Origin of the sequence: Rubripirellula reticaptiva, assembly GCF_007860175.1 — a bacterium.
In the GTDB taxonomy this organism is placed as follows: domain Bacteria; phylum Planctomycetota; class Planctomycetia; order Pirellulales; family Pirellulaceae; genus Rubripirellula; species Rubripirellula reticaptiva.
In genome coordinates, this window is the sequence record NZ_SJPX01000002.1 from 1202971 (window position 1) to 1217039 (window position 14069).

The 14069-nt window shown below is 54.6% G+C and carries 11 protein-coding genes; 9 read left to right on the forward strand and 2 right to left on the reverse strand.

Features of this window, described 5'->3' with window-relative positions; translation table 11 throughout:
* Positions 1-1142: 1142 nt before the first annotated feature.
* The 6 genes from Poly59_RS10730 (at position 1143) to Poly59_RS10760 (ending at position 9142) form a co-directional block, all read left to right on the forward strand.
* Positions 1143-1820 carry a hypothetical protein gene (locus Poly59_RS10730; protein WP_146534046.1) on the forward strand — a complete coding sequence of 226 codons (678 nt, stop codon included), beginning with the start codon at positions 1143-1145 and terminating at the stop codon, positions 1818-1820.
* Between the two features lie 816 nt (positions 1821-2636).
* Positions 2637-4322 (forward strand): efflux RND transporter periplasmic adaptor subunit, encoded by a 1686-nt coding sequence (locus Poly59_RS10740; RefSeq protein ID WP_146534048.1) that lies wholly within the window; start codon positions 2637-2639, stop codon positions 4320-4322.
* A 12-nt stretch (positions 4323-4334) separates the two neighbouring features.
* A complete protein-coding gene (locus Poly59_RS10745) occupies positions 4335-7556 on the forward strand; it encodes an efflux RND transporter permease subunit (protein ID WP_146534049.1) in 3222 nt (1073 codons plus the stop codon).
* 43 nt (positions 7557-7599) lie between these two features.
* Entirely contained in the window at positions 7600-7959 is a 360-nt protein-coding gene (locus Poly59_RS10750) for an RND transporter (RefSeq protein ID WP_145422584.1), read from the forward strand.
* 102 nt (positions 7960-8061) lie between these two features.
* A complete protein-coding gene (locus tag Poly59_RS10755; RefSeq protein WP_246151539.1) occupies positions 8062-8547 on the forward strand; it encodes a thioredoxin family protein in 486 nt (161 codons plus the stop codon).
* Positions 8540-9142 (forward strand): cation diffusion facilitator family transporter, encoded by a 603-nt coding sequence (locus Poly59_RS10760; RefSeq protein ID WP_146534050.1) that lies wholly within the window; start codon positions 8540-8542, stop codon positions 9140-9142. The genes Poly59_RS10755 and Poly59_RS10760 overlap by 8 nt, the downstream gene beginning before the upstream one ends.
* Before the next feature lie 27 nt (positions 9143-9169).
* Here Poly59_RS10760 and Poly59_RS30110 read toward each other — a convergent pair whose 3' ends face one another.
* Entirely contained in the window at positions 9170-9892 is a 723-nt protein-coding gene (locus tag Poly59_RS30110; protein WP_246151540.1) for a hypothetical protein, read from the reverse strand.
* 127 nt (positions 9893-10019) lie between these two features.
* Positions 10020-10385, reverse strand: coding sequence for a hypothetical protein (locus Poly59_RS10770; RefSeq protein WP_146534051.1), 366 nt, complete (start codon positions 10383-10385; stop codon positions 10020-10022).
* A gap of 294 nt (positions 10386-10679) precedes the next feature.
* Here Poly59_RS10770 and Poly59_RS10775 point away from each other — a divergent pair, with 294 nt between their 5' ends.
* From Poly59_RS10775 to Poly59_RS10785, 3 genes are all read left to right on the forward strand, one after another.
* Entirely contained in the window at positions 10680-11243 is a 564-nt protein-coding gene (locus Poly59_RS10775; RefSeq protein ID WP_146534052.1) for a hypothetical protein, read from the forward strand.
* Between the two features lie 157 nt (positions 11244-11400).
* Entirely contained in the window at positions 11401-13098 is a 1698-nt protein-coding gene (locus tag Poly59_RS10780) for a TolC family protein (RefSeq protein WP_246151541.1), read from the forward strand.
* Positions 13099-13352: 254 nt separating this feature from the next.
* A complete protein-coding gene (locus Poly59_RS10785; RefSeq protein ID WP_146534053.1) occupies positions 13353-13865 on the forward strand; it encodes a hypothetical protein in 513 nt (170 codons plus the stop codon).
* The last annotated feature ends 204 nt before the right edge of the window (positions 13866-14069 follow it).

The following is a 14069-nucleotide window of genomic DNA, read 5'->3' on the forward strand; positions in this document are numbered from 1 at the left end:
ACTGTATTCCAGATCGGGGGCGATGCGGAAAAACCTCGCCGCGTTCTTGTCGAACGCGATCCGAGGCCGTCAATCTCCAAAGCAGGTGAGGTTTAATCATGAGAATGATGAGTAATCCTGCACACGGGGTTCGGGGTCATCGACTTCGTTCAACGTGTCCGACGTGGGGAGCTTCGAGCCTGGCGACAGGCCGAACCGAGCGTGACTTGACTCGGGGACCGCTGGCAAATCCAGCGGCTGCGAATAGCTCAACCATGAAAGGCCCGCGAGGGCTTGTCGGTGAACTTTGCGAAAGACGCTGCCGAGCAGCGAAAGACCTTGGTCGATGGGTAAGGGGATGCTTCCATGTTCGGTCCCCAGAAATGCGAGACGGTTCAATTGAACTTGAGTCGCTAAACGATGCTAGCTCTGACGAGCCATGCATACGGCCAACGTCCCTCCCGCTAAAACGGGATAGCGACGTGATTCGCAAGGTGAAGGAATTGACTAACGCAGGAAGTTCAGCGGCAGCCGGTGTGGTTACCGGTGCCCGGAGCGAGTGCAAGCTCGCGAGTCATCCGGGTGTTTCAAACGCCGTTGAATGGGAGTGTGGTCCAAGTAGAGAGTCGAACGAGAATCGGGCGGAAGCTCGATTTTTTGTTTGGGCGATGTATCCGGCAAGGCAGTCGGAACTCGTTGCTGTCGTAACAGATGGTGCTGACGGCCATAGCACGACGAAAGGACTGACGGGCAGTATCTAGCTGTCAAAGTTTTGTGTTGATGACTGAGTTTTCAGTCAACGATCCTTGAAAGGGCGCGAGCGGCCTCAGAAGACCTGTATTGACGTACGGGCCTTCTGAGGCGGCGGATCGACGGCGGACAAGAGGAGTGCGTCTGCACTCAACTTGTCCGCCGGCCGGTTTTTTTGGGTGACGGGCAGTATGAATTAGCGTGGGCCAATTCAAGAATATGGTTCCGCGCAATTTGAAATTGCTGCCGTGTGCGGAGCTTTACGCTTGGCGAAACGCATCTGTCTGCGTCGAAGCCTGACGTTTGCTCAAACTGCACGACTCGTGTTGTCATTTCGGTTCGCGGCTTTCTGGAGGGATTGTGCCTTAAACAATCCTTCCCATTTGGTCTTTCCCAGTTCGGCAAGGAGGCACATGAAATATCGCGTCGAAGCAACTTCAATCCAGGGATTCGTTCAGCAAATCGCCTGTTCATATCTTCGTCACGGGTACTGGTTTTACGTGCGAGGGTTTATTCCACTCGACAAGGATCCGTCGATCATCGACGCCAAATTGCTTACAAAGTACAAAATTGACGTGAGCGAATCGACGCGAGCGCGCCGCAAGAAGTCAGGACGAGCAAATCTACAGCTAATCCGTCATCAACACGTTTTTGTCATTTTGGCGACAAAGGGGATTCATCAATTCTACAAAGAAGAGGCAAATGCGATTCAAGATATCCGGCGCAGGCCACTTCAGTACGCAGGATATAGTGTCAGCTACAAACCGGGTGGTCGCAAGAAGGACGGCAGTCGCGATGATAAGTGGCATGCGCACGTTGCGATGACTCGTGATCTCTACCTTAATCTGAAAGCAACGTTCACTGAGCGAGCAAGAGTGGAGTCTGTCGCGAAGCTCGCGCTTGCCTTTTATGAATTGCCGATTGCTCCATACGCACCGGTGCGACGTCAACTGTTGACGATTCATCGCGAGGTGAACCGCATCCGAAAGCTTGCGGGAAAGCAAACTGTGCCAATTGATGTTCTACCGCTTCGTCGACGGGTTGTTCGGCCGTTCGAGCACCGTAGAGAGAAGAACACGAGTGCAAAGTAATGTTTGCACCAGCCTTTGTTTTCTATTTCCTGACAGGTGGATGCCTCATTCTGGCCCATCCAAAAGAGTTCGCGTATTTTGCAGTCGCATTTTTGGTAGTGAAGCTAATCCGCTGCTTGTGACAGGCGCCAAACGCGAGGTGCGCTCGAGCGAATTTGGCCGGACGGATGATATTGCCCCGCAGCGTGTCACGGACTACACTGTATCGCCACGCTAGCCTACTTCTTGGATTTGCGATTTCCCTGATGTTTCGTCTGCTTCTTCTATCGTTCATCGCGCTGCGGGTAATTGCTTGTCCCGTGTGTTGTGCAATGGAGGGATGTCATGCGGATGGCGTTGAGGCTGCGGTCACGCATTCGTGCTCTTGCTCCAAGAACCAGGACGAACCGTGTGGAGAGAGCGAAATGCCGCCCATGGATTCGCCTTGTCCGTGTGAATCCGGATGTGAGTGCCAGATCACACCAGAGATGGGGCATCGGGTAGCGATCGACGTTCAGTCGATGCTGGACTTTGCGCCGCTTTGTTTGGACACGCTTGATCTGCCGGAAGCTCTCGTGGTTCGGTTCGAGGAACAACCTCGCCGACTTGATCTGCCTACGGGTCGATCGGTGCGTATTGCGCACGCTTCTCTTTTAATCTAGGTCGCTGCTGGCCGTCGCTCGCTAACCAGCGAACTGCGTTGCTGTTACCAAATTTGGTTCGTCGCTGCGCGGTTTGATTTGACTTGTCTGGTTGGCCTGCACCCACGGTTCGTGCTTGGGATCGCAACGGTTGCGATTCGAGCTTGTCCAATCTTTTGCCAGCAGGAGTCGTTCCATGAGTCATTCCATTGTTGATGCGCCGAAACAGAACGCGTCGTGTCATCCGGCGGAGCCGTCCGTCAAAGGTCATCAGGTCGATACAGCCGAGCCTGAGAAGGCAAAGAAAACAGAGCAAGGCAGACCGCTCCGGCGAGGGCTGTCACTTGTACTGAGCAGCATCGGGCCGACGTTGGTCCTGATCGGCTTTGCTGCCGTCTTCTACTACGGGCACCACAACGATTGGCGAATTCCTAAGTTCGCCGCTTTGACTGGGAGTGTCGAGACGGTCGCCGACGATTGGTGTGAAGAACACGCCGTGCCTGAATCCATTTGTGTCGAGTGTGATCCCACCCTGATGCCCAAAGGCCCCGACTACGGTTGGTGCGAGGTACATGGCGTTCACAACTGCGTGCTTGATCATCCCGATGTAGCACAGATAAAGGAGACGCCGTCGATATTGCCAAGCGATCTTGAGCGAGCCGCTCGCGCTTTGGCCGTGGCTCCGCGAAAAGAGAACAACAGTGCCTGCAAGATTTACCAGACCCGGATTCAGTTCGCTTCTATTGAGTCAGTGAAGCAGGCTGGCGTTGATGTGGAATTGATTGAACGTGCTCCGATTGTCGAAGCGATCACTGGCAGCGGGGAGATTGTTTACGACCCCACGAAGCAAGCGAGCTTGGCATCGCGAGTTCCCGGCAGCGTTTGGTTGGTAACCAAGGGCGTTGGTGATTTGGTCACCAAGGGGGAAGTTCTCGCCGTCGTGGATGCGGCACAAGTCGGTGATCTAAAAACGAATCTACTGCGGGCGTTGGCCGAAGAAAACCTGCAACGACAAAACGTCTCGCGGCTTAATCAAGCTCGAAGTGCAATTGCGGGGTCGCGGATTCTCGATGCTGAAGCTGCCCTGTCCAAAGCTCAAGCGGATGTGCTGTCCTCTGAACAGTCGTTGCGAAATCTTGGATTTCCGATCGACACCGAATCGCTGCGAGGACTGTCTGAGCGACAAGTCCTCGACAATCTGCGCTTGCTCGGAATTCCCGATGAGATTCGCGCCCAACTTAACAGCAAGACAATCACGTCGAACTTAATCCCGATCGTTTCGCCGATCGAAGGCTTCGTGACGCAACGGCATGTTGCTCCGGGTGAAGTCGTTGACCCGACTCGCATTCTGTTTGAAGTCGCGAACACCAGCCAGATGTGGCTCACACTCAATGTTCCACTAGAGAACATGGATCAGCTTGCTGTCGGGCAACCCATTCGCTTTCAAGCCGATGGCAGTCGCTATGAAGTGGAAGGCAAGTTGGACTGGATCAGCACGGCGGCGGACTCGCAAACGCGGATGGTGCAGGTGCGAGCAATGCTGCCGAACGTTGACGGCAAGTTACGAAGCGAAACGTTCGGTACGGGCCAAATCATTTTGAGGGAAGAGTCAGACGCCATCGTGATTCCCAAAGGATCGTCGCACTGGGAAGGTTGCTGCCAAGTTGTTTTCGTGCGTGACAAACATTACTTCGACAGTCCCGACAGTTTCAAAGTCTTTCACGTCCGTTCGGTACGCTTGGGTGCAACGAACGGGAAATTCACGGAAGTCATTTCTGGTGTGCTTCCCGGTGAAGTGATCGCCGCAGCGGGCAGTGACGTGCTGCGAGCGCAGTTACTAAAAAACAATCTTGGTGCAGGCTGCGACTGCGTCGCAGAATAAAGGAGAGCACGGATGCTAAATTGGCTAATCGACGTATCACTGCGCCATCGTGCGCTCGTGATTCTAACGGCGGCGTTGTTCGCGGTTGTAGGCGTGTTCTCACTCCAACAGCTCGATATCGACGCATTCCCGGACACCACACCGGTTCAAATTCAGATCAACACGGTCGCCCCGTCGCTGGCGTCTGAAGAAATCGAACGGCAGATCACCTTTCCCGTCGAGCAGGCAATCAGCGGATTGCCGGGACTCCACGAATTACGTTCGATCTCCAAGTTCGGTCTGTCACAGGTCGTGGTCATTTTTGATGATGGCATCGACATCTATTTTGCTCGTCAGTTGATTAACGAACGGTTGTCCACAGTCGAGCTACCCGACGGTATCAGCCGACCGCAGATGGGTCCGGTCTCGACCGGTTTGGGCGAAGTTTTTCACTACGTTCTGGTTTACGACGGTGTTGACTTCTCGGAAGCCTCTCAGGCCGAGCGTGTCAAACGCATGACCGAATTGCGAACAATTCATGACTGGGTGGTCAAGCCACAATTGCGATCGGTTCGAGGTGTGGCCGAAGTGAACAGTTGGGGCGGGTACGAGAAGCAATATCAGATTCGTCTCGATCCCGAAGGGCTGTTCAAGTACGGCCTGACCTTCGAGCAGGTATCTGATGCAATTGAAACGAACAACGAGAATGTCGGCGGCGGTACGGTCACTGACGGCAGCGAAATGCTGCTGGTGCATGGAATTGGCCGAACGGTCAATATCAAGGAGATCGAAGACATCGTCATCACTTCCAAGGATGGCGTGCCAGTTCGCATTCGCGACGTCGCCGATGTGATGATTGGGCATGAGATTCGGCGGGGCGCGGTCACGGCAAACGGTCGCGGTGAAGCGGTATTGGGGTTGGGCTTCATGCTGATGGGCGAAAACAGCCACGACGTCACTTGGGCCATCAAAGAAAAGATCGAAGGTATTCAGGAATCGCTCCCTGCTGGCGTCAAGATTCAAACAGTCTATGACCGTACCGAGCTAATTGACCATGTCATTCACACGGTTCAGAAGAATCTGTTCGAGGGCGGTTTGCTGGTCGTTGCAGTGTTGTTCATTTTCCTGGGAAATCTGCGAGCAGGAATCATTGTGGCGCTCGCAATTCCGCTGTCGATGCTGTTCGCGTTCTCAGGAATGCTGAAGTTCGGCATTGCTGCCAGTTTGCTTAGCCTCGGTGCCATCGACTTTGGATTGGTCGTCGATAGTTCAGTCGTGATGATCGAGAACTGCGTTCGTTGCTTGGCGCACAAGTCGGACGGTCGCAGTCGCTTGCAGATCATTCGCGATGCGGCGGTTGAGGTTCGCAAGCCGACCATGTTTGGCGAACTGATCATCATGATCGTCTACTTGCCGATCCTGACGCTCGAAGGCATCGAGGGCAAGCTGTTCCGACCGATGGCAATGACCGTGATTATGGCTCTTGCCGGGTCGATGGTTCTTTCACTGACACTGATGCCCGTGTTGGCGAGTCTGTTCCTTCCCAAGAACATCAAGGAAACCGAGCCGCTACTGATTCGCGTGTTAAAACGCCTCTACGCGCCGGTGTTGCGGTTCACGATGCACCACAAGACGTTCATTATCGGATCGGCCCTGTTGTTACTCGTAACCGTGTTTGGCCTCGTCGCTCCGAATCTCGGCAGCGAGTTCGTCCCACGACTTTCTGAAGGTGCTATCACAATCAACGTGGTGCGACTGGCGGGGACGACGTTGGAAGAATCCATGCGTTACAATACGAAAATGGAACAGGTCATTCTGGAAAAGTTTCCGGATGAAGTCGCACAGGTCTGGAGTCGCATCGGAACGGCGGAGGTGGCGACCGACCCAATGGGTACGGAGTTGACCGACTTGTTTCTGACGCTGCATCCACGTGAGAAATGGACGCGCGCCGAGACGCAGGATGAATTGGTGATCAAGGTGCAGGAAGAGCTGCGTGATCTACCCGGTCCGCGATTGGCGATGTCGCAGCCGATTGAAATGCGAATGAACGAAATGATCTCCGGTGTACGCTCGGATGTCGCCGCGATTCTTTACGGCGATGACTTGGACGTGATGGTGGAGAAAGCCGAAGAAATTGAGCGGGCACTCAACTCGATTCCCGGTTCGGAAGACGTGAAAGTCGAACAGGTTTCTGGCCAGCCGGTTCTGCAAATTCGCATCAACCAAGACCAGATCGCTCGCTACGGAGTCCCCGCCAGCACGGTCATGAATCTTGTCCGCTCTTTGGGCACGCATAACGTCGGCGAAGTCTACGAAGGCCAATTGCGGTTTCCACTGATCATCCGACTGCCCGAAGAAGCTCGCGCTAATCCGGAGGCCATCAAGCAAATCTTGGTTGCCACGCCATCTGGCGAACGTATCCCGCTTTCCCGACTGGCCACGATCGAAACCGTGGAAGGTTGGAACACGATCAAGCGAGATTGGTATCAACGACGAATCACAATTGAATCGAATGTCCGTGGTCGCGACTTGGGCAGCTTCGTTGCCGAAGCTCAACGTGTGGTTGCTGAAAAGGTGCAATTGCCCGCCGGACGCTACCGCATCGAATGGGGTGGGCAATTCGAGAATCTACAGCGTGCTCAAACCCGCCTGATGATCGTGGTGCCAATTGCACTCCTAATGATTCTCTCGCTGCTTTACATGACCTATCGCAACTGGGTTGACTCGTTCCGAGTCTTTACAGGCGTTCCATTCGCGTGGATTGGCGGGATTCTGGCGTTGTGGATTCGCGACATGCCGTTTTCGATTTCGGCAGCGGTTGGATTCATCGCATTGTCCGGAGTCGCGGTGCTCGATGACATGCTGCTTGTGTCAACGATTCGGCAACTGCGACGAAAAGGGCGATCACTTGACGAAGCGGTCGAAGAGGCCGCGATGACACGATTGCGTCCAATCTTGATGACGACGCTCGTGGCGAGCCTTGGATTCGTCCCGATGGCATTCAGCACCGGGATGGGCGCCGAAGTGCAACGACCACTGGCAACGGTGGTCATTGGCGGCGTGTGCAGCGCGATGGTGATGAGTTTGCTCGTGCTTCGAGTGCTCTACGTCGTGTTCAACACGCCGATGGAAAAACTGCGCAGTGATGCTGATGCAGGTGATGACGACGACGGAGACGATGACGGTCATCGTCTTGAACCCCATGAACCGATTGACCCGGATATCAGGCGCGCGTCTGAAACGGCATCGGTCTAACTTTAGTTCGGCCATGCCGAAGGAGAATTTTACGATGACGATGATGAATTGGATGACTAGCTTCAAAGGCATCTCGCTCGCAACCATCGCCGCCATGGCGATCGGATTGAGTGGATGCAATAAAGACCAAGTCACAAGCGACGGTGCAGCAGATCCCGTCGCGGCAACCAACGTCGATCACAGCCACGGTGGTTGGTGGTGCGTCGAACATGGCGTGCCTGAGGAAGAATGTGCGCTCTGCGACAAGTCGCTGGTGTCGAAGTTCAAGGAGGATGGAGATTGGTGCGACGAGCACGATCGACCAGAATCGCAATGTTTCATTTGCAGCCCTGCACGATTCGACAAATTCGCAATGCGATACGAAGCCAAAACGGGCCAGAAGCCACCGCAACCGGAGGAGTAGAACTGCCCAGCGTAGTGGCTGAGGCGTCGTCTGTTTCTGACCAAGCGGTCAGATAACGCCGCCTTAGCGTTACGCCAAACTATCAATGCGGGAACGACTTAAATGATCTGGTCTGCCAAGCTCTCAATAGCGCTGCTAACCGTTGTTGCGGTTCTCCAAATTGGATGCGGCTCTCGCGTTGCAGAGAAACCATTGGATAATTCACAAGCGGATGGCATCAAACCTGTCCAGTTGACCGATGCGAATTTCCAAACGGAGGTGATCGAGTCGGATCTGCCGGTATTGGTCGATATGTGGGCTCCATGGTGCGGGCCGTGCATCGAAATGAAACCCACGTTGCGACTGGTCACGGAAGAACTGACTGGTCAAGCCAAGGTTGCGGAACTCAATATCGACGAGAACCCATTCATCAAAGAAAAGTATGGTATCGACCGCTATCCGACGCTGCTGATCTTTCGGAATGGCGAAGAAGTCGATCGTTTGAGTGGTGAAAAAACTGAAGGCGAGCTAATAGAAGCTCTTTCGCCGTTTCTCAGTTCGTCAATCGAAGCAGACGACGACACGAGCCCCAGGGATAAGCATGACTGACTGCGGATGCGAATTGGAAGCAGAAGGCGACGCACAGCGAAGGACGCTGCGCGTGGTGCTGGCAATCAACGCTGCAATGTTTGTCGTCGAGATTATCGCTGGCGTGCTTGCCAGTTCGACGGGTCTGATCGCGGACTCACTCGACATGCTGGCCGACGCCAGCGTCTACGCAATCAGCCTGTACGCCGTTGGTCGTGCCGCCAACATCCGCCGTAACGCCGCGACTGCCAGCGGCGTGTTGCAACTGGCACTCGGCTTTGGTGTTTTGATCGAAGCGGTTCGCCGCTTTATCGGTGGCGGGGAACCGATCGGCGTTGCGATGATGGCGATGGGCTTCATTGCTTTGATCGCCAATTCTTTTTGCCTGTGGCTGATCGCCAAACACAAAAGTGGTGATGTCAACTTTCGAGCATCTTACATCTTCTCGGCGAACGACGTGATCGCCAACATTGGCGTCATCGTCTCGGGCCTCATCGTCAAACTCTCCGGCTCGCAAATCCCCGACCTGGTCATCGGAATCCTGATCACCAGCGTCGTTGTGCGAGGTGGCATCAAGATTCTCAGGATGGCCGGTTCCGGCGAAGAAGCGAGTTAAGCGGTGACGGTAGGTTCCTTCGCTGCGTCAACTGACGGTAAGAGATGGACTTCCCAAAGCTGTTAGGCTTGGTGGTGGTCCGTCCATTCTGATTGGGCCGTTGTTCGTGGGTGGACTGCTTGGCTGTGCTGGACGGTCGCGAGGAGCTTCGTAGCGTGGAAGCTCGGGAACTGCATTGCGGTTGGGAAGCGTTGGTGCAGTCATCGGCTGACGATCGGGCGTGCCGAAAGTGACGGCGGGGTTTCGGGGACTTGGATTCACAGGGCCGTGTGCGTGACCATCGTGTGAATGGTCGCCATGATCATGGCCATCGTTGGCATGGTGGCCGTGGTCATTATAGGAACCCGTCGCGCCGTTTGGAATTTCATACTGACGGGGTGCGTCGAGGTAGGGTGCATCCTGATGGGGTGGAATCTGTTGGGACAATCCACCTAGTGCGGGCTGGTTGTACTGCAACGGGCAACCGACATCGTCGGGGCAGTACACGCTGTTGTTGCTGTGATATTGGTTCAGCGGCATGTCGACGTATCCGAGAGCGATCGGGGCGTGACCGTGATGGCTGTCTTGGTAGTGGTACGAGTCGTGCGCATAGTGATGACCGCCCTGGTAGTGCCCGTAAAAATGTCCGTGGTCGGTATGGTGATGAGCTCCATGACCATGTCCATGCCAGTGCTGAGCAGCTGCTGGTTGTATTTGCGAAAAGGCAGCGAAAGCGAATGCGGCGAGCGCAACAACGGCGTGTTTCGGCATGTTTTTCATTTCGTTGTAAGTTTTGCACAGAGACAAGAAGACTGAAACAAGAAGGACGGACGAGACTTGCTCGCCCATCCAGTTGATTCAGAACGGTCGGTAACATTCGCAAGCGAACAACGCTTGATTAGTGATGGCCGCCAGCACCTAGAACATGGAAGCGTCCGATATCAAGGTGCAATCCACCGCGTTGACGATAAGGTTGTGATCGGTAGGTAGGAGAGTACTGTTGCTGGTATTGCGGTTGATAGCTCGGTTGGTACGTTTGGCCGTATCCATAACCGCCGTAGTTCGATGAATAGCCGTAATTGCCATAGGTTTGAACGGGTGCTTGAGCGTAGCCGCCATGGTGACCGCCACCGTGATGGCCGCCGGAGTAGACGTGGTGTCCACCGTGACCACCATGAAAGTAGTCGCTAGCGGTGGCACCGGTATTTCCGGCAAAGGCGAACAATCCTGCTGCGAGAGCGGCAATTGCGAAGGCACGATTCATAAGGTTCAGTCCTGACATTCGAGGGGAGGTTCACGGCAAGTGCCGCTGGCTAGCCTTCTAACGCATTGCGTGTGCCAAACCGAAAAACCAACGATTCATGAGGCTTCACCAATCCTATGTCATCGAAATGACTGCTCAGTGACTCCATTCTGATGACAAAGCGAGACTCGATCGGTAAATTTACTTAGTTGCCGCCCCTCGTGTGGATGGATACGATTAACCTTGTGGGTGATGTGAATAATCCGACGGATTGTGATTGCCCCGCAAAAATCCCCCCGCAAGGAGTTTGGTTCGATGAAGATTCTTCTCTCAGCAGCCGTTGCCGTCATGGCGTTGGCGACTACCGCTCAAGCCCAGTGGGTCGTGCCACACACCACCACGCATCACCACAATGTGCCGCACACGACGACACACACTGATTACGTCCAGCATGGCAATCACGTCGATGCGGTGCCTCACACGACGACTCACATTGATCGCGTTCCCCACACGACGACGCATTTTGACAATGTCTCGCCCTACGGCAGCCAACCGATTTACAATCAACCCTATCGCTCGTCCCGTCCAGTGATTCAAGGACAATACATTCAGGGTCAGACCTATCCGCAACAGGGGCGGGTGATCTATCAAAATGGCATTCAGCAAAGCGGATACGTTCAACCGTACCAATCGTACCGTCCCAGCTATCAGTCCAGCGGCCACCTCCACACGCAAACTCACACGGATTACGTTCCCCACACGCAAACGCATATCGACTACCAACGGCATGGCAATCACTTGCACGCCGTTCCCCACACCACGACGCACATTGACGCGGTTCCTCATACGACCACGAATATTCATTACGGTCACCACTGAGATCGGCCGAGAAGCGTCAGCAACCAATTGCCTCCGTCGGAATGGAATCCGACGCTTGATGGCTGAGTTTTAGCATCTTCTGCGGGCTTCTTCCGCACAACCGTTACCACCGGACTCGGATCAGGTGGGATGAGACGGACTACAGCGATTCGATTCGATGTTTCGCTTGTACCAAACCGATGGAAAACAGCGGCTGGTCTATTTTTTCACGGAGGAAAATGCGGTGATCGCATCCCAACCGACCAGCAATCGTTTTCGTCAATCGCGACGTCGGCGATTGCGTGCGGTCTTGAGTATGACATTGACGCTGGGTTCAGCGATGAGTTTCACGGCGGGTTGCCAGAGTGTTGGCAATCACGTTGCGACATCAGCTCACAATCCCACAATGCTTCAATCGAGTGAAGCGAACGTCGCCTCGACACCGGCGACGGCCATCGTTGCGGCACCCGTGATCACGGTCGCGTACAACGACAAGTCGGATGACGACAAACCCGTTGCAACGGAAGAGGATGATTCCGATAAGGAGTCCGCCGGTTCCTTGCGAGACATCATGGCGCTGGATTCGCCCGAACAGTCGCTCAGCGAAGTCGCCGTTGTGCCATTTTCAACCGGCAATGAGTACTACCTCAGCGAACAGCCCGCCGGATTGACGCTCGAAGCGATCGAGTCGATGGCTTTGGCGAACAATCCGACCATCGCTGAATTGGTCGCGACAACGCAAAAAGCCGCGGGTTTCAAATGCCAAGTCGGGCTGCGTGCCAACCCTGTACTCGGCTACAGCGCTGTCCAACTCGCCGACCAAGGTACCGATCAGCACTCGGTGTTCATCTCACAAACAATCATTACCGGCGATAAATTGGCATTGAACCGCGCCGTGCTCAATGAAGCCTTGCGTGCTCAACTCATGCAGCTCGAAGCCCAGAAATATCGCATCGCGACTGACATTCGTATCACGTTCTACGATGCCTTGGCGGCACAGCAACGAGTGAATTTGATCCGCGATTTCCAATCGGTCGCTGACAAGGGAGTCGATATAGCCGAGCAACTCAAAGAGGCACAAGAAGGCTCGCAACTGGAAATCGTCCAAGCAAGGGTTCAAAAGAACGAGATTGACTTGGCCCTCCGGCAAGCCCAGATTCGTTTCGACGCCGCGTGGCGAGAGATGGCCGCCTTGGCTGGCAACCCTGACATGATGCCCGTTCCACTCCAAGGGACACTGCCCAACACGGAAACCACCTTGGACTGGTCGATCGTTGCATCCACGATGATTGCATCCAGCCCCGAAGTACAGTCGGCGCAGGCGAGAATCAATCAAGCCAGAGCCAATCTTTGCCGCCAACAGGTTCAGCCGATTCCGAACTTAGATTTGCAACTCGCCTCGGGTTATGACAACGGAACGGACAACGGCATGATTAACTTTCAAGTCGGAGCACCGATCCCCGTCTTCAACAAAAACCAAGGCAACATCTCGGCGGCCCGCGCTGAGTATGTGCGTGCGTCACGCGAACTCGAACGAATCGAAAACTCGATCAAGGCACGCTTGGCCCAGGTTTCGCGAGACTACGATTCATCACTGGTCGCCGTCGAGCAGTATTCCAGGGACATCCTGCCCAACTCAGAAGACGGTTTGAAGCTCGCCGAGCTTGCCTACAAAGCTGGCGAGACAAGCTTTGTTCAAGTCCTGGTGGCCCGCCGAACTTACTTTGACACGAACTTGCAGTACATCGTTTCGCAGCAGCAACTCGCTCAAGCCCGCGCCCGAGTTGATGGCTTTGTCTTGACGGGTGCTTTGGATGCCGTGGTGGACAACAGTGGCGACGATAGCCTGCGAGGTTTGACGCTCAGCCAACAGTAGGCTGGATGCCTATTCCGCTGGATATTGTCTCAAGATAGGACAGTGTCGAGGTCAGATTGACAACATTTTCAAGATTTGTCAGACGTCCCTTTTGCGATAATTCCCAACGATTCGCAGTCCTCTTGTGATTGGTACGACTTGTGCGATACCTGACTGCTAAAGATTTCGGTATAGCCCCGACCCGGCCAAGCCGATAGAACTACTGCGACGATTAGGCGCAATACGCCGATTGTCCGTGTCCCAACAAAGCGACCATGTTTCACAAGCTCCTCACCTACTCAACGATGACCGCCGTAGTGCTTCACGCACTGCTGGGTTGTTGTGTGCATCACGCTCACGCGGGTCACACGCACAGTCACGACGTTGACCAGGTGATGGTGGACGTTCCGCACGTGGTTGGTCTTACCGACTCTGGCCACGATCACGACGGACATTCCCACGAAGGTCACAAGGCTTCCTGCCAACATCAGCACGACGCAGATGGCTCGATCACTTGCGAGTGCTTTGATGACGAGTCCAGTCAGCCATGCTCAGGTTCCCATGGCCCCCATGAATCCTGTGACGAAGCTGACTGCAACATCGTTGCCGATCAACGAGACAACGACGTTTCGTTGATCTTGACCCTTGATTGGTCGCCCTTGCTGACGCACTCTTTGTCGGTTTCGTCGCAAGACCTACTCGCACTACGGACGGAGTACGGTTCGCCGCCCGATCCGCACGACGTGCAGTCACCTCTCCGCATCAAGACGCAAGTCTGGCGTCTGTAATGGTCCGCTCTCGTCCGTGATTGGATGAGAGTGTGCGTGCCTCTATGCCGTAGCGGAAGTCGTCAAGACTTTCGATCCTCGGGCATCAGCTCCAACACTTTTGGCGAGTTCCGCTAGCACTGATTTGTGCTGCTGGCATTCGCCGATCATCTGCCACGGACGCTTCTTCGCGTTGACCTTACTCTGACCCACACACATTGAATC